Here is a 25,345-nt window from a genome sequence, read left to right on the forward strand (position 1 = left end):
CCCGGGCGATCAGCGTTTGACGTACACGAACGCCTTGGCGATCTCTTCCAACTGGAACGCGCTCGCCACCCGCAGCAGGGACTCCGCCGCGCCGGTGAACAGGTACGCCGGCGCCGGCGTCCGCTCGGCGAACCCGCGGACGACCCGCGCAACGGTCGCGGCGGAAAAGTAGATGAACACGTTCCGGCAAAAGATGAACGGGGCGGCCGCGAGGGCGCGCGTGTCGTCCGCGTTCAGCAGGTTCGCCGGCCGGAACTGGACCCGCGCGTGCAGCTCGGGGGCCACCTTCGTGCCGCCTTCGGCGGGAGCAAAGTACTTCTCGCGCAGGTGCGGCGGGAGGACCCGGAACGAGCGCTCGCGGTACACGCCGCGCCGGGCCTTCTCGAGCGCCGCGGGGCTGACGTCGCTGGCCCACACCTCGACATCGGCCCGGTCGAACCAGCCGGCCTCGTTGAGCGCGATCGCGATGCTGAGCGGCTCCTCGCCCGTGGCGCACGCGGCCGACCACACCCGGACCGGGCCGCGCCCCGCCGCCACGTGCTGGGGCACGAGCACGTCGACGAGCGCCCGCACCTGCTCGTGCTCGCGCCAGAAGTACGTCTCCTGAACGGACAGCGCGTCGGTCAGGTGCGGCCACTCCTCGTCCGACCCCGGGCCATACTTGAGTAGGTAGTAGTAGTCCAGGAACGAGTCCAGTTTCAGGTCCCGGACGCGGTCGGTGAGTTTGCTGCCCAGGAGGTCGCGCTTCTCATCCTCGAACGACACGCCGATGCGGTCGCGGATCAGGTCGCGCAAGATGACGAAGGTCCCGAGCGGCAGTTCGGGCTGCTCCCCGGCCGGCGTCATATCCGGCACCCGGCCGGGCGCTCGGGTGCCCCTACCGGCCGGCGGCACGCGCGCGCCCGGGGGCCCCCCCCCCGCGCGCGCTTCGACGTTTTCGGCCCCATCGAACAGGTTCCCGTAATTCAGACCAAAGCCGGTTGAAGAGCAACGGCTCGGCAGGGAGGCGGTTGCACCCGCCTGCCAGCACCGCCCCACGCCGCTACGGCTTGTTACCCTTCGGCGGGCGTGGCTTCGGGGCCGGGCGCCGGGGCTTACTGGCCACCGCGCTGAGCGCCGCCACGCGCTCGCGCAACCCCTCGGTCAGGCGCTGCGATTCCCGCGCGCCCTGGAGCGTGCGCTCGGTCCCTTCGCGGGCGGCGGCCAGCGTGCCGAGCACCGACTCGCACGCCGCGGAGTGCTCGCGGTTGGCCCGGGTGATGAGTGCCATCTGCCGGGACACGTGCTCGGCCGTGGCCGTCATGTCCTTGGTGGCCCGGGTCTGCTCGCCGAGCGCTTGGCCCACCTGCCCGGACTGGCGGCGCATCCCCCCGACCGCCTTCGCCACCTGGTCGGCCGCCGTCGCCTGTTCGGCGGTGGCGCGGGTCACGTCGGCGATCAGCGCGACGAGCCGGTCCGTTTCCGCCGCCACTTGGTCGGTCGCCGCCGACTGCTCGGCGACGGCCCGCGCCGTACTCGCCGCGACCTTCCGCATGGACACCAGCGACTGCGTGATCTGGGCGGCCCCGGCCGCCTGCTCGTTGGTTGCGTGCCGGACCTGCTGGGCGAGGAGCCGGGTCGCCTGGCCGGCTTTGATGATGTCCCGCGTGCTCCGGCCCTGCTCGCCCATCGCCTGCGCGACCTGGCGCGAGATCTTGCGCATCTGGCCGGTCGACAGAACGGTCCCTTGTAGCGCCCGGGTCTGCTCAGCAGACGCCGCCGCCACCTGTCGCGCCTGCGCCGCCGTGGTGCCGATCGCGCTCACTACCTGGTTGCTCGCCTGAAACTGCTCCTCCGACGCCCGGGCGATCTGGGCGACGATTTGCGTGGTTCCCTGAACGCCCGTGAGGATCTTCTTCAACCCGGCGATGCCGTCCTCGGCGAGCTGCCCACTTTCGTAAGCAACTTTCGCGCCCTCGTTGGACGTGGCGACCGCTTCTTGCACCGCCTCTTGCAGCCCCCGCACGATCACGGCGATGTCGGCGGTCGCCTGGGCGGCCCGGTTGGCGAGGTTGCGGATCTCCTCCGCGACGACCGCGAACCCGCGCCCGGCCTCGCCCGCGCGGGCGGCCTCGATCGACGCGTTGAGCGACAGCAGGTTGGTCCGCTCGGCGATGGTGTTGATGGTCGACACGATCCCGCCGATCTCCCCGGCCCGCTTGCCCATCTCCTTGATCGCCCCGGCCGACTGGGTCATGGAGTCGCGGACCCGGCCCAGCCCGGCGATCGACTTCTGCACCGCCGCCCCGCCCTCCTCGGCCTCGCGGGCGATGCGGGCCGTCACCGCGTTGGCCTCCTTGGCGAGGTCGGCGACGGCGCGGATGGACCGGTCGAGTTGGGTCGCGCTGGCGGCCGCGCCGGCGGCCACGTCGGTGATTCTTTCGGCGCTCTGGGCCACCCCGGTGGCGGACCGCGCGGCCTGCTCGATCCCGGTGGCGACGCCCTCCACCTCGGCGCTGAGGCTCTCCGCGGTCGCGGCCATCTGCTCGGTCGACGCGGCCATCTGGTTGATCGCGGAGGCCGCGGTTTCCGCCGCGGCGGTCATCTCGTCGGCGCTCCCGGCCACCTGCCGGATCGAGCGGCCGAGCTGCTCGACCGCGGTCGCGCCCTGCTCCACTGAGGCGGCCAGGGCCGCCGTGTCGCCGCTCACCGCCTTCACCGAGGCCGCCACCTCGGCCATCGCGCCGCGCACGGTGGCCGCGGCGGCCCCCATTTCCTGCGCCTTGCCGGTCACCGCGCGGACGGACGCGGCCGCCTCCTCGGTGGCCGCGGCGGTCTCGGTGAGCCCGACGTTGAACTCGGCGGTGGTGGCGTTCAGTTGCTCGACGGACGCCGCCATCTCGTTGATCGAGGAGGCGAACTCCTCCATCGCGCCGGCCACGGCGCCGGCCTGCCCCGCGGTCTCCTTGAGGGACGCCGCCGTTCCGCTCGCCGCCGCCGCCGCCGCGTCCAGCGCTTGGGCCTGGGCGCTCGCGCCGGTTAGCGTGGCGTCCACAATGCGGGCGAGTTCGTCCGTCGCGGCGGCGGCGAGCGGAACGGCGGCGTCGGCGGACTCGGTGGCCATGTGGTTCTCCGGTGAGTTCGTTGTGCCGCTGCGGACCCGTACCCGACAATCCGGCTGACGGTGACTGCTTCTTGTGGCCCAGACATTCCTGTCTGGGCGCCCTTACCCCGCCGCACAGACAGGAACGTCTGTGCCACAAAGCCAAAAACTGACACCAGCAACCGGATCGTAAATCCAGTAGTTTCAAGTTCCAGGTTCCAAGGTTGGGAACCGGCTGAACAAAAGCCGTGCCCTTCGTGTGCCTTTTGGCTTTACGTGGAACTTGGAACTTGAAACGACTGAAATCAGTGAGCGTTCGTGTGGCCGAGCACTTCGGCCACGTTCAGGATCAGCACCACGCGGCCGCCGACCGTGGCGACGCCGCCCAGGTATTTGCCGCTGGTGCCGGCCATGCCCTCGGGCGGCGGGTGGACCGCGTCCGCCGGGATGGTCACGAACTCGCGGGCCGAATCGACGATCAGGCCGACGGTCCGGGCGCCGTGCGCGACCACGATGAGGCGCGTCGCCGCGTCGTACCCGCGGCGCGGGAACCCGAACCGGCCCCGCAGGCTCATCGCCGGCACCACCTGGCCGCGCGAGAACACGACCCCGTCGACGAACGCCGGGGCGTTCGGCACCGGCGTCACCTGCTCGACCATCTCCATCCGCTGCACGGCGGCGCTGGGCACCGCATACGCGGTCCCGGCCAGCTCGAACAGGACGTACGGTTCTGCGGTCGCCACGGTCAGTTCGCCTCGTTGGTGGTCAGCGGGGTGCGCGCGTGCGGGCGTACCGGGCCAGCCCGGGGGCGTCGAGAATGAGGACCGCGCGGCCGTCGCCGAGTTCGGTCGCGCCTGCCAGCCCGGGCACCTGGACCAGGGGGTCGGCGAGCCGGCGCACGACCACCTCGCGCAGCCCGATCACGCGATCGACGCCCAGCGCGAGCGCGGACCGCCCCTCGCCCACCACCAGCGCCGGGAACGCCCCAGCCGGCCGCGGCGCGCCGAACAGGTCCGCCAGGCGCAGCAGCGGGAGCACGCCCTCGTGGTTCCGGATCAGCTCGTTGTTCTCCAGCGCGGTGACGGCGTCCGGTTCGACCGCCAGCACCGCGCGTACCGCCGCCTGCGGCGCGGCGTAGGTCTGCCCGCCGACGGTCACGATCAGGGCGTCGGCGATGGCGAGCGTGAGCGGGAGCCGGACGGCGAACCGGGCGCCGCGGCCGGGCCGGGTCGTCAGGTCGAGGGTCCCGCCGAGTTCCTCCACCGCGCGCCGGACCACGTCCATCCCGACCCCGCGCCCGCTCGCGCGGTCCGCCGCGTCCTGTGTGGAGAACCCGGGCGCGCAGATCAGGTCCAGAACGGCGCCCGGGTCGGTCCAACCGCCGGGCGGCGCCAGCCCGGCCTGCCGGGCGCGGGCGAACACCCGCTCGGGGTCGATCCCGCGCCCGTCGTCCTCGACCTCGATCACCACCGCCCCGCCGGCCGCGGCGGCGCGCAGGTCGATGCGCCCGCGCGCCGGCTTCCCGGCGGCCGCCCGCTCCGACGCGGGTTCCAGGCCGTGGCTGACGGCGTTCCGGACGAGGTGCAGCAGCGGATCGGCGAGCCGCTCGACTACGAACTTGTCGATCTCGGTGCTCTCGCCAGTGAGCACGAGATCGACGCCGCGCCCGGGCTCGCGGGCCAGGTCGCGGACCACCAGCCGCATGCGCGCGAACAGGTCCCGCACGGGCACGAGCCGGACCCGCATCACGCCGTCGCGCAGGTCGCGCAACTGCCGGCCCACGGTGAGGCTCGTTTCGTGCAGCTCGCGCCGCTCGGCGGCGGGGAGCAGTTGCGCCACGCGCTCCAGCGCCCCGTCCAGGCGCGCCCGGGTGATCGCCAGCTCCCCGACCGCGCGCATCAGCTCGTCGAGGCGCGTGAGGTCCACGCGGACGACGTTGCTCGGGGCCAGCGGCGCCACCCGCGCCGGCTCGTCCGCCGGCACCGGGGCGGGCCGATCGAGGGGTTCCACGCCCAGCCCGTCCGCGGCGAAGAGCGATTCAAAGTGCGGGTCAGAACTGGTAACGACGAAGGTGAACGAAACGCCCCCGGGGGTGGCCACCGGTGCGGCGCGGACGATCTGGCCGGCGGCGCGCAGGCGCTCGCGCACGGTGCCCACGTTCACCCCCGACGCGGCCAGCGCCGGAGTGGGCGCGAACGTGACCTTCCACGTTCGGCTCGCGCCTCCCGCGGGTCCGGTTGTTTCTGACGCGGGGGCGGGCTCCGGACTCGGGGGGGCGGTGGCACCGGCCGAGGCGCTGGTTAGCGCGGCCAGGCGTGCGGCCAGCGCGCCGGTTTCGGGCGCGGGCGTGTTGTCCCGCCGGGCGGCAATGACGGCTTCGAGCGCCGCCACCCCGTCCACCAGCGCGGCGATCCCTTCCGGGTTCAGCGCGGCGCGCCCCTTGCGAACCGCGCCGAGGTACTCCTCCAGTTGATGGGCGACCGACTCCGCCTGCCCGACGCCCGCGATCCCCGACAGTCCCTTGAGGGTGTGGAAGTGCCGGAACAGCTCGTCGAGGCGTTCGGGCCGGGCGGCGCCGGGGTTCGCTTCGAGCGCGAGCAACAGGTTCCGCGCCCCGGTCAGATGCTCGTCGCATTCGACCAGATAATCCGGAAACAGGTCGTCTGTATCGCTCGGGTCGTCGGAGGTCACAATGAAAGGGTCCGCCGTGCGCGGTCGCGGCTCCAGCATTATCAGGGAGCCTAGCAAAAATAGCTCACGGCACCCATTTTACCCAGCCGTTACAGACCACGCATCGCACCGCCGACCGACTGCGGGTCATTTAACCGTTACGGCCGGCGCGACCGTTAGAAGTGACTCACACTCTCCGCGCAGAGGGCCGGGGGCCGTGCAAGCGTCTTGGAAGCTGGTAAGCAGGCGCGACACTCCCGGAGGAAGGCCCGCATAGCGGCTTCCTCGTGTGCGTACTGCTGCCGACGGGCCTGCCGCGCGACCGCCTTCGCAACCCGCTCCGACTTCTTCATCGCGGCACGCCTTCCGAAGTTGAACTTACAGTTCACCGCCGCACCCCCCGCGACCGGTGCCGGGAAAAACCCAGGGGTCGCGGTCCGATGTAGCGGCGGGTTCGGCTGTTTGGCGGCCCCCCCTACCCCCCCAGCAGTTCAAGGACCCTCGCACGACCCGCCTGGGTATTCGCCAGGTACGACCGCGCCGTCGATTCCAGCGAGCGCCGGCGGGACCGCGCGCGCGGGAAGAGCCAGCCCCAGAGGGCGGACAAGCCCACGCGCGCGCGTTCCGCAAGTTGGCCCTCAATCAGTGGGACGGCCTGCTCGTACTGGTCGAGCGCTTCCGGGTAACGGCCCTGATCGCACAGGACGGCGCCCAGGTTGCAAAGCGCCCCGCCCAGGAGGACCGCCGTCCACGGGTCGTTCGGGCGCGCCTGCAACAACTGACTGCGGATCGCCACCGCCTTCCCGATCGACGCCTTCGCCTCGTCCAGCGCGCCGAGGTCGCGGTGGAGCAGGCCCCGCTGGTTGAAGCTGGCGGCCAGTGCCTGCTGGTACTCGTGGTCCCGGGGCGCGGAGCGGGCGAGCCGCTCGCGGATCGCGCCCGCCTCGTCGAGCGCCCACCCCGCGCTGCCGAGGCGGCCCGCGGACTGGTGGAGCGCGCCGAGGGCGAAGTAGCACTCGGCCAGAGCCGCCGCGTTCGCGGGCACGTCCGGGCGGCGGAGGGCGGCTTGGGCGGCAAGCGCCGCGAGCGCCCAACACGTCGCCTCCTGGTGGGCCGCGCACGCGTCGTGCCAGTGCCCCGTGCTCAGCCCGCCGCCCATCGACCGCCCGCGGGCGGCCACGGCCACCAGCCGCTGGCCTTCGTCTTCCGGCTCCCCTCCGAGGAGGTTCGCAACAAGGAACTGGGCCTCCCGACCTCGCGCCGCCACCTTACGCCACGCCAGATCGGTGGGCCGGAGAACCCCAGCGGCCACCAACTGATCGATCTGGGATACCGTGGCCGGGCCGCGCTCGACGCCATTGAGGGTGTAATACCAGTCGATTGGCATCGCTCCATCCGCCGCTAAAAGAACAGTTCACCTGCACCGCCACGTCCCGAGCCGCGGTGCAGGTGAACTGCTCCGCGGCGCTGTCGGGTTCGGATCGGCGCTCACCCCGCATCCACCCTGTATCCCAGCGCCGAGGCCGCGCGCTCGACCAGTGGCCAGGCGGGGCCGTCCACCTCGTCCGGGCTACCGAAGAACAGCTCCGAGTCCGGCATGACGCAACAGGCGGCCACGTTGCCGAGGTCGTCGCCGAACGAGACACACACGGCCGCATGCTGAACCGACTGGAGTCTCGCCAGTCGCTCCCACTTGCCGGGCAGCGCGTCTGAGAACCGCAGGGTGGCAGCGATCATGCCTGCCACATGGTCTTGGCCTGCGTCCGGATCGGCGTGAACCTCGGCGAACTCGTCCGCCAACCGGCGGATCACGTCCGCGACCGACAGGGGGGCGCCACCTTCGGGTGGGAGGAGTTTCACGAACGCCACCAGTCACCCTCCCTCCGGGTGCCGAACGAATCCATGCAAGCAATGTGTGCCACGGTGAGGGCTGCTCGCCCTTGGGATCTCGGAGGCTTGCGACGGCATCGGACACCATTCTGGCGATCGACCTGGGTCGGTACAAGAGCGTGGCGTGCGGTTACCAGCGGAGCACTCAGGAGCACACGTTCCGCACCTTGGACACGCCCCCGCGACAATGGACCAACTGTTGGCCCGATACCCGGGCGCGGTGCTGGTGATCGAGGCGTGCTCGAACGCCGGGTGGGGTCGCGGCGGGCGGTCGCGGCTGGGCACACCGTTAAGGTGACCAACACCGCGAACGGCGTGAATTGTCCCGTGATACCAATTATTCTGTGCGTACCGATTGGCGGCACTTATCGTTCGTCCAGGACCTCGCCACCGTTTGGCGTTATGGCGCCCCAATAAATCGTTTCGGCGATCGAAGGCGAGACGGTTCCGACGGACCCGTCCGCGCGGGCAACAATCATCCCGCCCCGGTGCGGGGTCTGCGCGAGGGACGGATCGCACCTCTCGGCGAACGGCATCGGCAGAACCTGAAACGTCACGGCTCCCCGGCTGCCGCGACTGACGGGCGGGGCCGCCGATGTCACGGGGTAAACGTCGTTCAAGTTGCGGCCGCCGGCGACCGGGCCGCCGTCGGCGAACGTCGCTCGCCGCGCGACGACGGCCACATCGGTGTACGTGTACTCGGTGGCCGTGTCCGCGCACCGGGCGAACCGCTCCGCCAGCAGTACGGTGTTCGAGGTGCCGTCCGTGAACGTCGCGGCCAACGAGGGCGAGCCCTCGAGCGCGAACGCGTTGACGGCGTAGCTGGTCAGGGTGGCGAAGGAGACGTCGGGGGTCAGCGTCGGGTCCGCCGGGCTGCGGTAGACGGGACAGACGTAGTTGAACGCCCGGTTCTCGCGCCGGAGCCGGTACAGCGCGTCCTGCTCGACGTAGGGGAGAACGAAATCGAACGGAGAGTCGATCGGGTGGTTAATGCTCCCCTTCCTCGCATCAATCGAGGGGAGGCGCCCGTCGTGCGTGTTCGCCACGTTGTGAAGGGCCAGGGCGATTTGTCGCATGTTGTTCGAGCTGCGCATGCGCACCGCGGTCTCGCGGACCTTCTGGACCGCGGGGAGGAGGAGGCCGATCAGCACCGCGAGGATCGCGATGACGACCAAAAGCTCGATCAGAGTGAACCCGGTGCGGCGCATGTCGCTCCCCTCCGTGGAACTTGTGGCGCGTTGGTCCGAACCCGCCGTTGTCGAGCACCCGCTTCCGGGCGAAGAACCGGACCGCGGTAACGTTGCCCACTGGCGACGTAGACGCCGCGTTGCGTTTGACCTGTGGGAAGCAGCCGACGCCGCAGCTACACTACGGCGTCCGGGACCGGCCCGTCGTACCCGCGGCCGAAGCACACCGGGTGCTCCGGCGGCAGGTGCTCGTCGCACCGATACCGCCCGGCCACGACGGCCCCGCGACTGATCCGCGTCGGGGTCAGTTCGGTGGCGTTCTCCAGGTCGTATACCACCGATTGCACACCGCACACCGACCGACGGCCGGCTTGCCCTCCAGCGGAACGAGGGACATCGACTCCCACTCCACCCGCACGTCCGGCCGCTCCTCACTCAGCACCGCCGCCAATGCCGCGAGCACAGCCTTGCGGATTTGCTCATCCGCTTGCAACGGTAATAAGGTGCGGCGGGCAACCTCGGGGTCCTGATCGACGAGGAAGGAGATCGTTAGAAGCGTCGTCTCAGTTGCCAACTGATGCCCCCCGCGCATTCGCGCCTTCCGCTGCCGAACGAACAGCCCACCAGCACCGCCACCGGATGAACGATGCGTCCCGAATCAGCCGGCGGTGTCAGGTTCGGCGCGTTGCCACCTCGCGTCGGTGGGGTACTGGCCCTTCTCCCACTCGCCACACTCTCCGCACACCCAACCGTGATCCACCCACCCGTTCGGGGTGTAACGGAACACGACTACCTCTTGGGCGTCCGGCCCGAGTACCCGCCGCCCGCCGGAGAACAGCAGGACGGCGGCTGACGCTGAGGCCGCCTGGCCGTGGTTGACGCTGATGCACACCACGCCGCACGCCTCCAGCCGCAGCGCCGGGCTGACTGGGCCGCGAACGTCCACGCACCCGCCGGAGTTGGCGTAGCCGGGGTGATCCTCAATGAACCACGAGGTCGGCGCGAACCGGATGCCGGTGTGGGCGGACAGCGACTCCACCAGTCCGCCGAGCATCCGCCGCCACTCGGCCTCGGGGCGGTAGCCAGGATTCTTGTTGAACACCGACTCCACCCCAGCGCCTCTCTTGCCGAACAAACAGCCCACCGGCACCGCCACGTCCCGAGCCGCGATGCGTCGCAATACTGCGGCGGTGTTAGGTGCCGCGACTGATTCGGCGTCCTACGCTGCCGAGGCGACGGCGAACCGAACTCCGGCCAGCAAGCCAACAGTTCCGAACACCAGAACCTCGTTGACGGCCAAGTACGCCCACCGCCACTGCTTGAACGCCGGATAGTCCACGAACGCCCGAGTGCCGATCCGACCCTGCGGAACCAGGAGCGGGATCGCCAGCCCCCACCAACTTAGGCACGCCGCCGGGGCGAGCATCAGGAGCATCGCGGCGACATGGAGGTCGATCTCACTCCACAACCGCTGCACCCCGGAGCCCTCCCTCGCCGAACAAACAGTTCACCTGCACCGCCACGCCCCGAGCCGCGGTGCGTCGCAATACCGCGGCGGTGTCAGGTGCCGCGCCGGAGGCGGCGTGCCTTTGGTGCCAGCCGCTACCGGACCCGCTTGAAGTACTCGCGGATGCCGCCGATCTGGGTCGTCACCCAGTACGCGTCCGGGCCGTCGAACTGGATGATCGTGAACTCGCTCAGTTCCATCACGCCGTCCAGCGGCGACGGCTTGTCCTTGATCTCGCGGATGACGACCGAGTGCTTGTCCTTGCCCAGCACGGCGTACCGGTCCGTCTCCGCTTGGCCGTTGAGGTCGGTCGTGAGGGCCGTCGCGGTGTACGTCACGCGCAGCTTGCCGAACAGGGTGCGGAGGGCGGCCTCCTGCTTGTCGTCCACCGGCTTCCGCTCCCGGATGCCGGCGACGGTCCGGTCGGCGTCGGACTGCCAGGTGCCGAGCAGCCGGTCGTCGGTCATGCGGGTGAGTCGAACGGGGGCCGCAACCGCCACCACCAGAGCGGCGAGCAGACCGGCCGCCGCGACCATCGACGCGACGGCAACCCATTTCCACCGCCGCGACGACTGCTCGCCTTTACCCACCCGCATCGCTCCTCCCTTGCCGAACAATGAACTCACCTGCACCGCCATCACCGGATGAGCGGTGCGTCCCGAATCAGCCGGCGGTGTCAGGTGCAGCGTCTGGGGCGGCCTCGGCCGCGCAGGGAATGCGCGATGCACGGCATTCCCGGGACACGAATGCGGCGGGCGGGATTCGAACCCGCGAAGGTCGTCACCCGAAGGTGAACCCCACCCCGGCCCGACGCGGTTACGCGACGGGACAGGTGCCGTCTCCACTGGGCTACCGCCGCACGCGCGCCTGCGCCCTCGGGTGCCGAACGAACAGCCCACCTGCACCACCATCACCCGATGAGCGATGCCGTCCAAACTACATGGCGGTGTCAGGTGCAGCGCCGGGTTCGGCCTGAACACCTTACCCGGCCCTCTGCTGCATCGCCTCCAGCGGCGCCGCGATGGAGGCCCGCCGCGGTGCCACGTCCTCATCCCGGTAGTAGCTGTCCAGCCCCTCGTCCGAGTCGCATACCCCGAGGAACCGTGCCGACCACCGGGCCACGATTGCCGCGTCCACGTGCGCCCGGCACCGCTCGACCAGGAAAGCCAGTACCACCAGCCGAGCCGCCACCTCGTCGTCCACGTCGTGGACGTTCAACTCCGGATCGGCCGCGAACCGGTCGAGCTCGGCGACGAGTTGCCGGGCAAGGCCGCAGGCGTACTCGCAGGCGTCGTCGCTTTGGAAGGTGTCGGTGCCCCACCGCCCCATGTCCCATCGCCCTCCCTCGCCGAACCAGTGTTTGGTGTGCGAAGGAACGCCCAGCAGCCCCAAGCCTGGTATCAAGCCTAAAGACTTATACCGGGCTTGGGGCTGGCCTGCAAGCAAGTGCCTTGCTGTCGCGCCCTCTGGTTACGCTTTCTTCACGTGCAACTGCTGCACTTCCTTCCACACGTCGCCGTAAGCCTCCTTGTCGAACGGCGGGCACCCGGTCTCGTACTGGCCCAGCGGGTGCTGCTTCGTGCGCATCAGGGCCGTACAGTAGCTGAACGTCCGGCACACCCGTTTGCGGTCCAGCTTACCGGTGTCGAGGAGCTGGCGCACCCAGTCGGGCTGCGAGAGCGTTGCGCGCCCCACCCCCACAATGTTGATGCGCCCGTCGCGCACGTTCGCCGCCCCCGCCTGCGGCAGGAACTCTTGCAGGTAACTGTACCCCGTCCCCACAAGGGCCAGATCCGGGTACGCCGCTTGAACCGTGGCGGCGGCGCGGAAGTGGCGGTCCACGCCGATCAGCGGGTGCTCGGGCGACTCGTACCCGTCCGGCGGCGGGTACTCGAAGGGGCGCCCGTAGTGCGGCTGCGCGTAGGGGTTGCCCATCGTCGCGTTGACGAGCGTCACACCCAGGGCGCGCATCTCACCGATCCACCGGAGCGGTTCCGTGAGGTCCACCGCGAACGGCTCCGTCTCCGACATGCCCCACCCGTTGACGAGCGGCAGCGCGTGCGCGTCCGGCGCGCCGGCATCGTCTTCCCCCTTGTGGAAGGGGATGCCGTCGAACAGGTTCATTCGCGTGGCGACGACGACGTGGGCCGGCACCGCGGCGCGAACCGCCTGAATCACCTCGCGGGCGAACCGGGTGCGGTTCTCGTAGCTGCCGCCGTACGGCCCCGGGCGGTTGCGCGCCCCGAGGAGTTCGTTGAGCAAGTACCGGTGGCACTGCTTCACGTCGACGAAGTCGAACCCGACCTCTACCGCGAGCTTCGCGGTCGCAACGTAATCGTCCACGAGCCGCTTGAGTTCGTCGTCGGTGATGAGCGGGTAGTCCGCCGTCACCTTCTCACCGGTCGCCTTGTTCGCGACGGTGCGCGGGTCGAGAACGGGGTCGTGGGTGGCGATGATCGGGTGCGGGTGGCTGTACCGGCCCGAGTGCGTCAGTTGCAGCCCGAACAGCAGGTCCGAATCGGTCCCGTTGGCGCCGCGGTGCGCCGCGCGGCACTCCTCGACGATCCGCGCGAAGTGGGGCTTCGTGTTCGGGTTCAGCACGATCTGGCGCGGGTTGGCCCGCGCCCCCGGCGTGACCGCGCACGCTTCGCCCCAGATCAGTTTTGCGCCGCCCGCCCCGAACCGGGCGTAGCGCCGGAAGGTGAGCGGGCCGGGGGCGCCGTCGGGTTCCCCGTCGCACCCCTCCATCGGGTGAACGCACCACCGGTTGCCGGCCGTGCGCGGGCCGACGGCGATCGGACGGAACAGGGGGGCCAGGTCGTCGGAGAAGCGCAGGTCGGTGCCGAGGCGGGCGTTTTCCGCTTCCAGGTCCGCGACCGACTTATACTTGAAGAACTTCGCCATCGGAGCCTTGGGGGTGAGGTGTGGTCGTTTCCTGTTACAGTACCAAACCCGCGCCCCGGCGCGAGCGGAACGGTTCGCGGTCGCGTCGCACTCGCCACGATGTTAGAATAGGGCTCACCATTTCGCTCGTGTTCGGAGGGACCGCGTTGTGATCGCAACCGCCGCCCGTCTCACCGTTCTTTTCGCGGGGCTGCTCGCGGTGCCGGGGCCGACCGCGCACGGGGCCACGCCGCGCGAGATCGACCGCGCGATCCAGGCCGGCACCGCCGCCCTCAAAGCCCGATACGACAAGGGCGGGCCGGCGATCGGCGCCCAGGACACCACCCTCGGCGCGGCGTGCCTCGCGGGGCTGGCGCTGCTCGAAGCCGGCACCCCGGTCAACGATCCCGCCGTGAAATCCATCGCGAACACGGTCCGGACCCACGCGTACACGCAGAACCGCACCTACTACGTCGCGCTGTCCCTCATGTTCCTGGACCGGTTCGGGGACTCGAACGACGTGCCCCTCATTCAGATGCTCGCGGTCCGGCTGCTCGTCGGACAAACGGCCGGTGGCGGGTGGACCTACGAGTGCTGCCCCTCGATTCCGCAGACCGACGTGGACTGGCTGAAGGCCAATTTGAAGGCGAACCAACTGGTCGCCGGCGCCGCCGGGAAGCCGCCCAAGTTGCACACCGACGCGGAGCGGTACGGGCAAGCGTTAACGGCGGCCAAGGCCCAGACCAACGGCGCGGGGATGACGGACGACAACTCGAACACGCAGTTCGCGGTGATCGCGATGTGGATGGCGCGTAAGCACGGGGTGCCCGTGGACACCGCGCTCGATTTGATCGAAAAGCGGTTCATCGCCTCACAAGACGGGCGCACCGGCAACTGGGCGTACAGCGGCGGCGTCGCGGCGGCCGGGATGGGGGTGGGCAGCCCGTCGATGTACTGCGCCGGGCTGCTGGGGATGGCCACCGGGGTGGCCCGGCGCGAGGAGCGGCGGCTCAAGGCGGAGGTGCCACCGCCCAAAAAGGAGCCGGCCAAGTCCGACAAGCTCGACGACCCGTTCTACAACCCGCCGGCGCCGAAAGAACCGGCGCCGAAAAAGGCCCCCGCCCGACCGGCCGACGAGCGCGACGCGGTGGTGCAGCGCGCTTTCGCCGGGCTGGGGCTGACCATCGCCGACCAGATCCGCACCGGCAAGGGGTTGCTGTTCGCCAGCGAGGGCGGCGGGCACGGCATCGGTGACCTGTACTTCCTGTGGTCCCTCGAACGCGTGGGGGTCGTGTACGGCCAGGAGAAAATCGGCGGGTTCGACTGGTACGACATCGGGTCCACCGCGTTGGTGCGGTCGCAGAACCGCGACGGCACCTGGACCATCGGCGGTTCCTACGGTGCCGAAGTGAACACGCCGTTCGCGGTGCTGTTCCTGTGCCGGTCGAATTTGGCCCGTGACCTGTCGTCCAAGGTCCAAAAAGACCCGACCAGCACGGAAATGCGGGCCGGGGTGCAGAAGCCGGTCGATGTGGTGCCGACCCGAACGAGCACGGCCGTGCCCGCGCAGACGATCGACCTGCCGAACCCGACTGGCGACGAGGCGATCACGCTGGCGTCGAAAATACTCAAGGCGTCGGGGAGCGATTGGGCGAAGCTGCTCGCCGAAACGCGCGACGCAAAGGGGACCACCCAAACCCGGGCTCTGGTGCTCGCCGCGACACACTCCGCGGGCGACCGAAAGGCGGCGGCACGCGAGGCACTGACCGAACGGCTGTGCCGCATGAACGCCGCGACGCTCCGCGCGATGCTCAAAACCGACGAACCCGAGCTACGCCGGTCCGCCGCGCTCGCCTGCGCGATGAAGGATGACAAGGACCACATTCCGGACCTGATCGCGGCGATCACGGACGCCGACGACGCAGTAACGCGAGCCGCGAAGGCCGGGTTAAAGAGCTTGACCGGTAAAGATTTCGGCCCGCCCGCAGTGCCGACCGCCGAGCAGAAGACCGCCGCCGCGACCGCCTGGCGCGAGTGGTACGTCAAAGAGAAGAAGTGAGGGAAAAGGCAGACGGGTTCACCACAAAGAGGTTCCCCGCAAGCGGAGAACCTCTTTGTGGTGAACCCATCTGCCCTCATACCGCGACGGCCGCGAGCCACGGCTTCGGGAGCGGCTCGCGGTCCGGCTCAACGAACTGCGTCTTCGCCTGTTCGGAGAAGAGCGCCTCTGGCGAGTAGTGGGCCAGCAGCGCCGTCAGCTTCCGGTCGAACAGGTCCGGGTTGCGTTTGCGGAACCCGGAAAACTTCTCGCCCGGCTTCATGCGCGAGGCGACCAGCCGCACGAACGCGGTGGTGATCGTCTCGTGGAACCCGGTCGCCGGCTTCTCCTCGGCCGCCGCGACCTCTTCGGCCGGGCGGGTCGCGCCGCACGGCGCGTTCTGCTGGGCGATGAACGCCGCGTTCAGCTTCTTGATCCCCGACCGCACCTTCATCCGGGCCGCCCGGTACGTCTCGCTCCGGGCCACGTACAGCCACGCCATGCGGACGTGCGCCTCGTGGGTCCAGTCCGCGCGGTTCAGCGAGCACTGTTCGAACCGGGTCAGGAACGTGTCGTCGGTCATCGCCGCGGCTCCTCACGAAGGGTGTCGGAAAGATGCACGGGTGAGCGAACAGGTTCACCCGCAATTTCATTTTCTACCCATATACCCGGGCAAATCGTAAGTCGCCATCTCCGTAGGGTTGCGAAAATACAGCCGCCCGCCCGCGACCACCGGGTGGTTCCAGGTCTTGCCTTTCACCGCGGGGAGCGCCCACAGCTCTTCGTACTCGTCGCCGCTCGCGGCCACACACGCCAGCCGGCCCTGTTCCGACGCAACGAGCAACTTGTCCCCGACCAGCAGCAACTGGCCCGAGCCGTAGTTCCCCTCGCGCCACCGGATCGAGCCGCTCGCGAGATCGAGGCACACGAGCCGCCCGGTGTCGAGGCCGAACAGGAAATCGCCGAACCGCACCACGTCGTTGAACACCGGGGTGAACTTCGTCGTGGCCCACTTCTCGGTCACCGACCATTTCTCACCGCTTTTGGCGACCGCCAGGCACCGCGTGCCGGTGCCCTTGATGCCGCCCCCGATCACGATGCGGTCGCCCGCGAGCACCAACGGCTGAACCGTTGCGGGCTCGTTGGCCTGCACCTTCCAGTCGTAGCGCCACACCTCGGCCCCGGTCGCGGGGTCGTGGGCGAACAGCCCCTCGCCGTTGAACATCAACACGAACGGCACGTTCGCAACGGTCGAGAGCTGCGGGGAGGAGTACCCGTAGGTGCCCTTCGCTTCGGTCTGCCACTTGAGTTCACCGGTCGCGGCCGAGAGGGCCACCAGCCGCGGGGCCTCGGGCGCCGCCGGGCTCAGAACCACCAGCTCACCGACCGCGAGGGGCGACGAGGACCACCCGAACGGCGGCTTGGTGGCCCCGTACTTCTCCTTCAGATCGACGCGCCAGAGCGGCGCGCCGGAGCCGGCCTGGAGCGCGACAACGGCGCCGCTCGCGGTCGCGGCGAACAGCCGCCCGTTTGCGAGCGTCGGGGTCGCGCGGGGACCCGCTCCGCTGGCCCAGTCGGTGTGCTTGCCGGCGTCGCCGTGCGCCCACACTTCTGTGCCGTCGGCGGTGCGGTAAGAGACCACGGACTCCGATTCGCCGCGCTGCTCCTGCGTGAACAGAAAGTCGCCCGCGACACACACCGACGACCACGCCGGGCCGATCGGGTTCTTCCGCCAGCGCTCTTTCGGCGCGGTCCCGTCCCACCCCTGGAACGCGGCGACCGGCGCGACGCCCGCGCGGTCCGCGCCACGGAACCCGGTCCAGTCGGCCGGGCCGACCGGCACGTCCGCGACGGCAGCCGTCGGGGCCACCGTCGCGCGGCCCGCGAGCTGCTCTTCCGCCGCGGCTGTCGGCGGGGTGCTCCAGCGGAACGAGACGTCGAGGTCGAACGCCCCGGTCACGCCCTCCGTGCGCGTCAACAGCCACGGGCTTACCGCAACCATTGCCACGAGAATCGCGGGCCACCCGCGTAGTGCGGGGACGAACGCCAGCACCAGGCCGGCAACTGCGGTCGCGAGCGGCGCTCCCCAGATGAGCCCAAACATCTTCATCCCGCCCGGTTGCGGGACCCAGAAGCCGTGCGCGAGGAACGGAACCGCCACCACCACCGCCGCCGCCGCGAGCGCCAAGAGGACGCGCGTCACCCGGCCGTAGTCGCCGAAGACCAGCCACCACAGCCCGAACCCGAGCAGGGCGAAGAACGGGGCCAGTGTGCTCAACATGACCAGCGACATGGGCAACGTGACCGAATCGAGCCGGTACGCGATCCGCCCGGCCGCGAAGCCGCCGGCCCCGAGGGCGGTGAAAATCAGCAGCGCGCGCCGCCAGCCCGACCGGATCGGTTGCGGCCGTTCGGCCTCGAAGCCGTCGGAAGTGAGGTCCATCGCTCCTCCTTTGTGCCTTCGTGTTGTGTTCGCACTTCGGACCCGGACAATAGCACTACCGCGGGCGCCCCGCCCGTGTTTCTGAAATAACGGATAATGTACCTATTCAGCAATGCCAACCGAACCACCTCCCGAACCGGATGACGCCTTGATGCTCGCTCGCGCGTTCGCGTCGTTCGGGCCGGTGTATTACAAATGGCTGCGCGCGTGCTTCGCCGAGAGCGGGGTGAGCTTCCCGCGCATGAAGTTGCTCGGGGCGCTGCACTCGTCCGGCCCGAAGATCATGAGCGAGCTGGGCGAAGAGCTGGGCGTGACCGCGCGGAACGTGACCGCGCTGGTGGACGCGCTGGAGGGCGAGGGGCTGGTGCGCCGGGTGCCGCACACGACCGACCGCCGCGCGACGGTGATCGAGCTGACCCCGGCGGGAGCAAAATACGGTCTGGAAATGGCTTCGGGCGGGCACCTCGACAAGGTGGCGGAGCTGTTCCGCGCGCTGAGCGCCGACGAGCAAGAGCAACTGCGCCGGCTCGTGGCGAAGCTCGAAAGTTTGCTCGCGGGCCGCGGGTTCGGCACCGGCGGGCTCTGCGGCGGCGATGGGTGACCGGCGCGCGTTACTGTATTTCCTCACGCTACCGGATTGCGGGTGTGGTGAGGTGTGAAGCCTTCCAGTTGGTCACACAGGAGTCGCTCAGAGATTGAAGCCGGGCAAGGTGTAAGCAGGTCTCGCGCGAGGGCGGGGCGGGCGACTATGGCCCGGGTCGCGGCCGTCACACCGGAATGTTTGGCGTTCCGCAACAGGGACACGGCTACGTTCCGCAGCGACGCCAACACGCGCGGGGCGTGACCGCGCCGCACCCGGCACCGGTCCTCGCCGTGCGTCACGTCCGCAGCCCTGGAGCCGGGGCAGGTAACCTTGATAATCCGTTCAGCGGGCGTGATTTGAGTGCGTGAAGTGCGTTCGCGAGAGCGAGGGCGGCCCGTGGCAGCGATTGCCGCGGGCCGCCAGTCCGGTCACTTCTTCTCTTCTTTCTTCTCGTCCTTCTTCTCTTCGCTGTACTTCTTGGTCATGCTCTCGAGTTGCTTCTTGAGGCCGCCGTCCGCCACCTCGACGGCCTTCGCGCCGGTCTCCTTCGCCTTCGCCTTGTCGCCGCTGGCGAAGTACGCCTCGGCCAGGAAGTACAGGGCGACCGCGTCCTTATCGCCGGCGAGCTTCACGGCCGTCTCGGCCGCCTTCACGCCGAGGGCCACCAGTTCCTTGTTGTCGCGCGCGAACGGGCTGGTGAGCGGCCCCGACACGTTCCGCAGCACGCTCGGGTCCTCGGTCGCGATGCCCTTGGCGAGCAGCGCCTCGGCCATCTTCTTGGCCTCGTCGGTCTTCTTGGCCTTGAGGAGCGAAACCAGCTTCGGGGCGTCGAAGTACGGGATGTGCCCCAGGTCCGGGTGCTTCGCCTCGAAATCGGCCAGGGCCTTCAGGAACGCCTCCGGGTCCATCTTCCCGGTCGCCTCGAACACCGCGTCCACTTCCTTCTCGACCGCCTTGAGCCCCTCCACGTCGGCGGGGGTCCACTTGCCCGCGACCACCTTCGGCAGCACCGCGCCGAGGAACATCGGGTGCCCGATGTACGCGATCTTGCCGGCGGTGTCGACCACGAAGCAGCACGGGATGCCCTGCTGCCCGGCGGCCGTCATCCACGCGTCGTAGACGGCGCGCTCGTCCGCGTAGGCGAACGTGTACCCGAGCTTCGGGCCGCGCTTCTTGACGAACGCGGCCACCTTCTCCTGCGTGTTGTTGTCGTCCTTGGAGGTGTGACCGATGAACGTGACCTTGTCCTTGTAGTGGGCCTGCAGTTCGGCCATGTGCGGCATCATGACGATGCACGGCCCGCACCAGGTGGCCCAGAACTCGACCACGTACGCCTTGCCGGTGGCGAACTCCTTGACCTCGGCGCCCTGGAGCCACGTGGTGGCCTTGAGCGCCGGGGCCTTGTCGCCGACCTTCAGTTTCTCTTCGGCGGCGGCCGGGGCGACGAGCCCGGCGATCACGGCCAGCGCGAGTAGCGAACGCATGCAATATCCTTCCGGGGTGGAACGCGAGGGGCTGAACTAGAGTTTACGCCCAACGGGGACGGGGGACAGGTCGAAACCTAACCGGGGAAGTCGTGTTTTGGAGGCGCCCGGCCGCGGCGGGAACGGTGATTGTGCCGCGTCGTGTGATCGACTAAGTTGCGCGGCGTGAGACCTGGTTGGTGCCACGGAACAGAGGAGCTTCGCGTGAGCGAGTCGTCCCCGGTGTTCATGTTCGACAACAGCGACCCCGCGATGCAGCGGGCTTACGAGTCCGCACGCGCCGCGTTCCGCTACTTCTGGCGCGAGGTGGCCCGCGACCGGCGGCGGATCGTTCCCGCCCTCGACCTCGCGTGCGTCAAAGCGCCCTTTTCCGACGTGGGCGGTTCGGACACCGAACACATGTGGCTGTCGGACATCGATTTCGACGGCCGGACCGTGAGCGGCACGCTCGTGAACAGCCCGAACCGGCTGCGGACGGTTGCGGCCGGCGACGCGGTGAGCGTCCCGCTGGAACAGATCAGCGACTGGATGTACGCCATTAGCGGCGCCGCATTCGGCGGCTACACGATCAACCTCATGCGGTCGCGGATGGACGCGCGCGAGCGCCGCGAGCACGACGCGGCCTGGGGCCTCGACTTCGGCGACCCGCTCCAGATTCGAACCGCGACCGAGAGCGAACACGCGACCTTCAACGAGAACCTCGCCGCGTCACTCCGGGACCACCTGGCGCAGGAGCCGGCCGCGCTCTCCGAAACCGACGGCAACGGGTGGACCTTGTTGCACCAGGAGGCCGCGGCGGGCGGGGCGGCGACGGTCGCGGTGCTGTTGGAGGCCGGCGCCGACGCGGGCGCGGTCACCGACCTCGGGCTGACGCCGCTCCAACTCGCCCGGGCGCTCGGGTGGGACGAGGTGGCCGCGCTCCTCGAACGAGCGTGACCGCACCGACCCGCGCGCCCCTCGCGCTCGGGTGCGCGCCTCCGGGTGGCCGACGCCGTCCGCGCCGCGTACCCCTTCCACTTGGGTTCGTGGTTGCAACTCGGAGCAGGACATGGCTTCTCAGTGCCGGTGGGGGATTCTGGGCGCCGCCAACATTGCGCGCAAGAACTGGAAGGCGATTCGGCTCGCGGAGAACGCGACCCTGACCGCCGTCGCCAGCCGTGAGCCGGCCCGCGCGAAAGAGTGGATCGACGCCAACCAGGCGGAGTGCCCGTTCCCGACCGCCCCGGCCGCGGTCACCTACGACGAGCTGCTGAAGAGTCCCGATGTGGACGCGGTGTACATCCCGCTGCCCACCGGCGTGCGCCGCGAGTGGGTGGTGAAGGCGGCCCGCGCGGGGAAGCACGTGCTGTGCGAGAAACCCTGCGGCCCCGACGCCGGCGAGCTGCGCGCGATGCTCAACGCCTGCCAGGCGAACAACGTGCAGTTCATGGACGGCGTGATGTTCATGCACGGGAAGCGGCTCCCGCTGCTCCGCCGCACGATCGACGACGGCGAGACGGTGGGCCAGTTGCGGCGCATCGCGACGCAGTTCACCTTCGCGGCCGGCGACGACTTCCTGAAGAACAACATCCGCGTCAGCACGGCGCTGGAGCCGCTCGGGGCGCTGGGCGACCTGGGCTGGTACAACCTCCGCTTCTCGCTGTTCGTGATGAAGTACCAGATGCCCGCGAAGGTGAGCGGGCGGTTGCTCACGGAGCACCAGGGGGTGCCGCTGGAGTTCTCGGGCGAGCTGTTCTGGGACGGCGGCGTGTCGGCGGCGTTCTACTGCTCGTTCAACACCGAGCTGCAGCAGTGGGCGCACGTGAGCGGCACGAAGGGCAGCATCGCGGTGCAGGACTTCGTGCTCCCGTACTACGGGTGCGAGGCGGCGTTCGTCGCGGACCGCCCGGTGTTCAACGTGCAGGGCACCCGGTACCACTGGGAGAGCCACCCGAAGCGGTTCGCGGTGACCGAGTACAGCGACGGCGCGCCGGACGCGCAAGAGACCAACATGGTCCGCACGTTCAGCGGGCTGGTCCTGGGCGGCACGCCCGACCCGACGTGGGGCGAGATCGCGCTGAAGACGCAGGTGGTGATGGACACGTGTCTGGCGTCGGCGCGGCAGGGCGGCGCGACGCTCGCGTGCCCGTCGGTGTAATTGGCCCCTTCCGCATTGCGGCGCCGTGGGCTATTATCACGGCGCCGAACCGAGGTCGGAACGTGAGTACGCCCATCCAGACCCGAGCGGACTTCCAGCAACTGGCCGAGGTGCGCCTCGTCGAGGCGAAAGCGCTCCTCGATCTCGGGCACTGGGACGGGGCGTACTACCTAACCGGGTACGCGGTGGAGCTGGCGCTCAAGGCGTGTATCATCAAAGTGCTGATGGCGACCGACGCGTTCCCCAAAAAGGATTTCTCGCACAACTGCTACACTCACGCCATTGAGCCGTTAGTCGACCTCGCTCAACTAAGTGCGGCGCGTACCGCTTTCGCCGCGGCGAACGTCAACTTCGATGTCAACTGGAAGACGGTCAAGGACTGGTCCGAGCACAAACGGTATCACCGGGTCACGGAACCTGAGGCGCGGCGACTCTACGCGGCGGTTGTTGACCCTTCTGATGGAGTCTTCGCGTGGATCAAGACGCACTGGTGACCGAGCGCGTTGAAGCCGGCAAACGGTTCCTCGCGCAACTGTCCGCGGTCGGGTTCCCGATCGCGGTGGCGTTTTGGGCGCGGCCGAGCGACGAGCAGTGGTTCCTCTACTTGGCGTCACCGGTCGTTGACGAAAAGGGTGGGCACGAGGCGTACCGCGATCTCACGTTGCACGAGCGCCGATTTGACAACGTAGGTCTCGATCCGTTCGAGGTGCGGCTCGTGTCCCCGTCCGACACGATGGCGGTTGCGGCGGCCAAGCTGATCGAGCCGAAGCCGTGGCAGCCGAAGCCGTCCCCGTTCATGACCCGGTTCGATGGCTCGCGCCTCGGCGGGATCGATGTCGAGGGCGTTCTCGTATACCCGGCTCTCGCCTCGACCGTACCCGGGGCGTAGCGGCCCGCGGGGGTGCTACAATCAGGGCATGAGCACGCGCCGCGTCCTTCTGGTCCAACTGCCGATCCCGCCCCTCGGCCCGGCCCCCATCCGGGGAAACGTGCCGCTCGCCGGGGCGTACCTCAAGCTGTACGCCGAAACCCGCGGGCTCGGCGCCGATTACGACATCGAGGTGTTCCCGGCGCCGCTCGCCAACACGCTCGGCGACCGCGCGCTGGCCGAGGCGCTCGCCGCCCGCGGGCCGTGGCTCGTCGGTTTCACCTGCTACCTCTGGAACGTCGAACGCACCCTCTGGGTCGCGCGCGAGCTGAAGCGGCTCCGGCCCGGCGTGAAGGTGCTGGTCGGCGGGCCGGAGATCACCACCGACAACGCCTGGGTGCTCGGCTCGGCCGACTACGACTTCGCGGCGGTGGGCGAGGGCGAGCAGACGTTCGCCGCGCTGCTCCTCGGGCTGCTCGGCGGGGAGGACGTGCCCCCGGTCCGCATCGACGGGCTGTACGTTCCGCCCGGCGCGGGCGAGCGGTTCCGCCCCGAACTGGCGCCGAAGTTCCGCACCCCGCTCCCCGACCTCGACCGGCTCGGGTCGCCGTACCTCGCGGGCGTCCTCGACGCCGCCGACGAGCGCATGCTGCTGCTCGAAACGACCCGCGGGTGCGTGTTCAACTGCAAGTTCTGCTACTACCCCAAGAGCTACGACAAGCAGTACTACCTCTCCACCGACCTCGTGAGCGCCAGCCTCGCGCACGCCCGCACCCGCGGCGCCGAGGAGGTGTTCCTGCTCGACCCCACCCTGAACCAGCGGAAGGACTTCGCCGAGTTCGTCCGGCTGCTCGCGCGGGGCAACCCCGGGCGCAAGTTCAAGTACTTCGGCGAGTTGCGGGCCGAGGGGATCACCCCCGAAATCGCGTCCCTGTTGGCCGAAGCCGGGTTCACGGAGGTGGAGGTCGGGCTCCAGTCGGTCGAGCGTGACGCGATGGACCTGATGGCCCGCCGGAACAACCTGAAGGCGTTCGAGAAGGGCGTCCGCGCGCTGATCGACGCGGGAATCAGCGTCACGGTGGACCTGATCGTCGGGCTGCCCGGCGACACGGAGGAGTCGGTGCGCCGCGGGTTCCGCTACCTGCGCGACGGCGGGCTGTACTCGCGCGCGCAGGTGTTCAACCTCGCGGTGCTGCCCGGCACGGCGTTCCGCCACGAGGCCGGCGAACTCGGGCTGCACTTCCAGCCGCGCCCGCCGTACTACGTGCTCCGCACGCCCACGCTCGACCGCGCCGCGCTGCTCGGGCTCATGCACGAGGCGCAGGACGTGTTCGACGTGGAGTTCGACGCCGCCCCGCCGCCGGTGCTCGACTTCGGCCCGCACGACCGGACCCGCGTGTGGCGGGTCGACCTCGACGGCCCCCGCGACACCGCCCCGGCCCCGGCCGAGCGGGCGCAGGCGCTCACGCTCTGGTTCCGCGCCGCCGACCTGCCCCGGCACAGCGCCGAAATCGCGCGCCTGATCCGCCAGTCGCTCGACGTGAACCCGTATACGACGCTACAGGTGGTGCTCGAGCCGTCCGCGCCCGATGCCGAATCGGTGCAGCGCGTGCTCGGCCCCGCGCTCCTGAACGCGCTCCTGGCGGCGTGCCTGGAGAACCCGACGTACCTCGACAAGTTCTACGCACTGCTCCCCGGGCGCCCCAACGGCGCGAAGCGGCTCGTGGTGCTGCTCCCGCTTGAGGCGCGCGAAGCGACAGACCCGGACGCGGTGGCCGAAGCGGGGGCGTTTGCGTCGGTGGTGTGGCGCGGGGCGGCGGGTGCGGCCGAACCCGACGACCTCGAACCGCACGAGTACGTGTGGGCCGCCACTCCGATCGCCCAGCCCGTGGGCGGGTAGCGCCGCGTTCGCCGGGTGCGAGTACGGGCGGGCGTCCGCACCTCGCCAAGACCGGGCGAATGGGAGCGGTTGAAAATGAAGGAGCCCCGCGACACTGGCGCCGCGGGGCTCTGGGAGAGAAGCAAGTTCGAGCGGGCCTTCATCGCGTGGCCCCTGCCACGCGGCGGCTCAGTCGGAGTTGCTTCCGTCGAGCCACAAGTCGGTGTCGTCTCCGTGCGGGCACCCGTCGTCGGCCATGCGGTTCAGTTCGTCGCGGTCCAGTGCGATGGTTTGCATGCTTCAGCCCTCTTGGCTTTGGCGGGTGGAGGCGATGCGTGTGATTAAGCAGCGGCCGTGCCACAACGGCGTGCGGATTTTCCCGGCCGAGACTTGAGGGCTTTTCGGTGTGCGCGGCGCGGTTTGTTTCGCGCCACGGACCGGCTCCGGCGCTCGGCGTAGCAGTCTGGGGCGGGGCGCGATTTTGGGCCGCGGCGTGCTTTACAAAGCCGGTTTTTGAGGCGGGTAGGAACTACAACTCGTTGTAATCGGCGGACGCAAAAGTTACCGGCCGCTGTCCAAATTTTGCCAGAGATTGGAAGAGCTGCTCGTCGCGAAATCCGAACGCGTCGATTGTGGCTCGCTTGCGCATGGCTCGTTGGCGGCCGCCGCGAATAAGTGGCGCAAAACCCGTTGG

23 protein-coding genes and 1 tRNA gene are annotated in these 25,345 nt (G+C 69.6%); 7 read left to right on the forward strand and 17 right to left on the reverse strand.

Features of this window, described 5'->3' with window-relative positions; translation table 11 throughout:
- Positions 1 to 9: 9 nt before the first annotated feature.
- From GobsT_RS33085 to GobsT_RS33145, 14 genes are all read right to left on the reverse strand, one after another.
- The gene (locus tag GobsT_RS33085) at positions 10 to 846 is read right to left on the reverse strand and encodes a CheR family methyltransferase (RefSeq protein ID WP_010036209.1); all 837 of its coding nucleotides are present in this window, start codon (positions 844 to 846) and stop codon (positions 10 to 12) included.
- 196 nt (positions 847 to 1,042) lie between these two features.
- Positions 1,043 to 3,103: a methyl-accepting chemotaxis protein gene (locus GobsT_RS33090; RefSeq protein ID WP_109570710.1), complete on the reverse strand. Its 2,061-nt coding sequence runs from the start codon at positions 3,101 to 3,103 to the stop codon at positions 1,043 to 1,045.
- Positions 3,104 to 3,387: 284 nt separating this feature from the next.
- Positions 3,388 to 3,825 (reverse strand): chemotaxis protein CheW, encoded by a 438-nt coding sequence (locus GobsT_RS33095; protein ID WP_010046929.1) that lies wholly within the window; start codon positions 3,823 to 3,825, stop codon positions 3,388 to 3,390.
- A 22-nt stretch (positions 3,826 to 3,847) separates the two neighbouring features.
- Entirely contained in the window at positions 3,848 to 5,773 is a 1,926-nt protein-coding gene (locus tag GobsT_RS33100) for a chemotaxis protein CheA (RefSeq protein ID WP_029601173.1), read from the reverse strand.
- Between the two features lie 454 nt (positions 5,774 to 6,227).
- A complete protein-coding gene (locus tag GobsT_RS33105) occupies positions 6,228 to 7,139 on the reverse strand; it encodes a tetratricopeptide repeat protein (protein WP_010046924.1) in 912 nt (303 codons plus the stop codon).
- A gap of 101 nt (positions 7,140 to 7,240) precedes the next feature.
- A complete protein-coding gene (locus GobsT_RS33110) occupies positions 7,241 to 7,621 on the reverse strand; it encodes a hypothetical protein (protein WP_010046922.1) in 381 nt (126 codons plus the stop codon).
- Between the two features lie 386 nt (positions 7,622 to 8,007).
- Complete coding sequence (locus GobsT_RS33115) at positions 8,008 to 8,850, reverse strand: DUF1559 family PulG-like putative transporter (RefSeq protein WP_010046919.1); 843 nt, start codon at positions 8,848 to 8,850, stop codon at positions 8,008 to 8,010.
- A gap of 155 nt (positions 8,851 to 9,005) precedes the next feature.
- Positions 9,006 to 9,176: a hypothetical protein gene (locus GobsT_RS38445; protein ID WP_157506941.1), complete on the reverse strand. Its 171-nt coding sequence runs from the start codon at positions 9,174 to 9,176 to the stop codon at positions 9,006 to 9,008.
- A gap of 311 nt (positions 9,177 to 9,487) precedes the next feature.
- Positions 9,488 to 9,940: a hypothetical protein gene (locus tag GobsT_RS33120; RefSeq protein WP_010046914.1), complete on the reverse strand. Its 453-nt coding sequence runs from the start codon at positions 9,938 to 9,940 to the stop codon at positions 9,488 to 9,490.
- 108 nt (positions 9,941 to 10,048) lie between these two features.
- On the reverse strand, positions 10,049 to 10,306 hold the full coding sequence (locus GobsT_RS33125; RefSeq protein WP_010046913.1) for a hypothetical protein: 258 nt from the start codon (positions 10,304 to 10,306) through the stop codon (positions 10,049 to 10,051).
- A gap of 125 nt (positions 10,307 to 10,431) precedes the next feature.
- Positions 10,432 to 10,962, reverse strand: a complete 531-nt coding sequence (locus tag GobsT_RS33130) for a hypothetical protein (RefSeq protein ID WP_162097391.1) — start codon at positions 10,960 to 10,962, stop codon at positions 10,432 to 10,434.
- Positions 10,963 to 11,083: 121 nt separating this feature from the next.
- Positions 11,084 to 11,195: transfer RNA gene (locus GobsT_RS33135), tRNA-OTHER, on the reverse strand.
- Positions 11,196 to 11,317: 122 nt separating this feature from the next.
- Positions 11,318 to 11,665: a hypothetical protein gene (locus GobsT_RS33140; RefSeq protein ID WP_010046909.1), complete on the reverse strand. Its 348-nt coding sequence runs from the start codon at positions 11,663 to 11,665 to the stop codon at positions 11,318 to 11,320.
- Positions 11,666 to 11,806: 141 nt separating this feature from the next.
- Complete coding sequence (locus GobsT_RS33145; RefSeq protein WP_010046907.1) at positions 11,807 to 13,240, reverse strand: oxidoreductase; 1,434 nt, start codon at positions 13,238 to 13,240, stop codon at positions 11,807 to 11,809.
- Positions 13,241 to 13,388: 148 nt separating this feature from the next.
- Between GobsT_RS33145 and GobsT_RS33150 the strand changes: the two genes are divergently transcribed.
- Positions 13,389 to 15,278, forward strand: a complete 1,890-nt coding sequence (locus GobsT_RS33150; RefSeq protein WP_010046905.1) for a HEAT repeat domain-containing protein — start codon at positions 13,389 to 13,391, stop codon at positions 15,276 to 15,278.
- Positions 15,279 to 15,354: 76 nt separating this feature from the next.
- Here GobsT_RS33150 and GobsT_RS33155 read toward each other — a convergent pair whose 3' ends face one another.
- Positions 15,355 to 15,840 carry a hypothetical protein gene (locus GobsT_RS33155; RefSeq protein WP_010046283.1) on the reverse strand — a complete coding sequence of 162 codons (486 nt, stop codon included), beginning with the start codon at positions 15,838 to 15,840 and terminating at the stop codon, positions 15,355 to 15,357.
- 66 nt (positions 15,841 to 15,906) lie between these two features.
- Positions 15,907 to 17,700, reverse strand: coding sequence for an outer membrane protein assembly factor BamB family protein (locus tag GobsT_RS33160; protein ID WP_010046282.1), 1,794 nt, complete (start codon positions 17,698 to 17,700; stop codon positions 15,907 to 15,909).
- 151 nt (positions 17,701 to 17,851) lie between these two features.
- Here GobsT_RS33160 and GobsT_RS33165 point away from each other — a divergent pair, with 151 nt between their 5' ends.
- On the forward strand, positions 17,852 to 18,301 hold the full coding sequence (locus tag GobsT_RS33165) for a MarR family winged helix-turn-helix transcriptional regulator (RefSeq protein WP_010046281.1): 450 nt from the start codon (positions 17,852 to 17,854) through the stop codon (positions 18,299 to 18,301).
- Positions 18,302 to 18,711: 410 nt separating this feature from the next.
- Here GobsT_RS33165 and GobsT_RS33170 read toward each other — a convergent pair whose 3' ends face one another.
- Positions 18,712 to 19,767, reverse strand: coding sequence for a TlpA disulfide reductase family protein (locus tag GobsT_RS33170; RefSeq protein WP_010046280.1), 1,056 nt, complete (start codon positions 19,765 to 19,767; stop codon positions 18,712 to 18,714).
- A 204-nt stretch (positions 19,768 to 19,971) separates the two neighbouring features.
- On the opposite strand from GobsT_RS33170, the gene GobsT_RS33175 reads away from it, so the two are divergent.
- The 5 genes from GobsT_RS33175 to GobsT_RS33195 all read left to right on the forward strand — a co-directional run bounded on the left by GobsT_RS33175 (position 19,972) and on the right by GobsT_RS33195 (position 24,672).
- Entirely contained in the window at positions 19,972 to 20,703 is a 732-nt protein-coding gene (locus GobsT_RS33175) for a DUF2314 domain-containing protein (RefSeq protein ID WP_010046277.1), read from the forward strand.
- Positions 20,704 to 20,815: 112 nt separating this feature from the next.
- Positions 20,816 to 21,904, forward strand: coding sequence for a Gfo/Idh/MocA family protein (locus GobsT_RS33180; protein WP_010046275.1), 1,089 nt, complete (start codon positions 20,816 to 20,818; stop codon positions 21,902 to 21,904).
- Positions 21,905 to 21,966: 62 nt separating this feature from the next.
- Positions 21,967 to 22,398, forward strand: coding sequence for a HEPN domain-containing protein (locus GobsT_RS33185; RefSeq protein ID WP_010046272.1), 432 nt, complete (start codon positions 21,967 to 21,969; stop codon positions 22,396 to 22,398).
- Positions 22,377 to 22,793: a hypothetical protein gene (locus GobsT_RS33190; protein ID WP_010046270.1), complete on the forward strand. Its 417-nt coding sequence runs from the start codon at positions 22,377 to 22,379 to the stop codon at positions 22,791 to 22,793. The genes GobsT_RS33185 and GobsT_RS33190 overlap by 22 nt, the downstream gene beginning before the upstream one ends.
- A gap of 28 nt (positions 22,794 to 22,821) precedes the next feature.
- Entirely contained in the window at positions 22,822 to 24,672 is a 1,851-nt protein-coding gene (locus GobsT_RS33195) for a B12-binding domain-containing radical SAM protein (RefSeq protein WP_010046267.1), read from the forward strand.
- The last annotated feature ends 673 nt before the right edge of the window (positions 24,673 to 25,345 follow it).

It is taken from the genome of Gemmata obscuriglobus (genome assembly GCF_008065095.1).
In the GTDB taxonomy this organism is placed as follows: Bacteria; Planctomycetota; Planctomycetia; order Gemmatales; family Gemmataceae; genus Gemmata; species Gemmata obscuriglobus.

Coding starts and splice junctions, on each gene's coding strand:
- GobsT_RS33085 (WP_010036209.1), bottom strand. CDS start 846: ATGACGCCGGCCGGGGAGCAGCCCGAACTGCCGCTCGGGACCTTCGTC.
- GobsT_RS33090 (WP_109570710.1), bottom strand. CDS start 3,103: ATGGCCACCGAGTCCGCCGACGCCGCCGTTCCGCTCGCCGCCGCCGCG.
- GobsT_RS33105 (WP_010046924.1), bottom strand. CDS start 7,139: ATGCCAATCGACTGGTATTACACCCTCAATGGCGTCGAGCGCGGCCCG.
- GobsT_RS33115 (WP_010046919.1), bottom strand. CDS start 8,850: ATGCGCCGCACCGGGTTCACTCTGATCGAGCTTTTGGTCGTCATCGCG.
- GobsT_RS33140 (WP_010046909.1), bottom strand. CDS start 11,665: ATGGGGCGGTGGGGCACCGACACCTTCCAAAGCGACGACGCCTGCGAG.
- GobsT_RS33145 (WP_010046907.1), bottom strand. CDS start 13,240: ATGGCGAAGTTCTTCAAGTATAAGTCGGTCGCGGACCTGGAAGCGGAA.
- GobsT_RS33155 (WP_010046283.1), bottom strand. CDS start 15,840: ATGACCGACGACACGTTCCTGACCCGGTTCGAACAGTGCTCGCTGAAC.
- GobsT_RS33160 (WP_010046282.1), bottom strand. CDS start 17,700: ATGGACCTCACTTCCGACGGCTTCGAGGCCGAACGGCCGCAACCGATC.
- GobsT_RS33165 (WP_010046281.1), top strand. CDS start 17,852: ATGCTCGCTCGCGCGTTCGCGTCGTTCGGGCCGGTGTATTACAAATGG.
- GobsT_RS33170 (WP_010046280.1), bottom strand. CDS start 19,767: ATGCGTTCGCTACTCGCGCTGGCCGTGATCGCCGGGCTCGTCGCCCCG.
- GobsT_RS33180 (WP_010046275.1), top strand. CDS start 20,816: ATGGCTTCTCAGTGCCGGTGGGGGATTCTGGGCGCCGCCAACATTGCG.
- GobsT_RS33195 (WP_010046267.1), top strand. CDS start 22,822: ATGAGCACGCGCCGCGTCCTTCTGGTCCAACTGCCGATCCCGCCCCTC.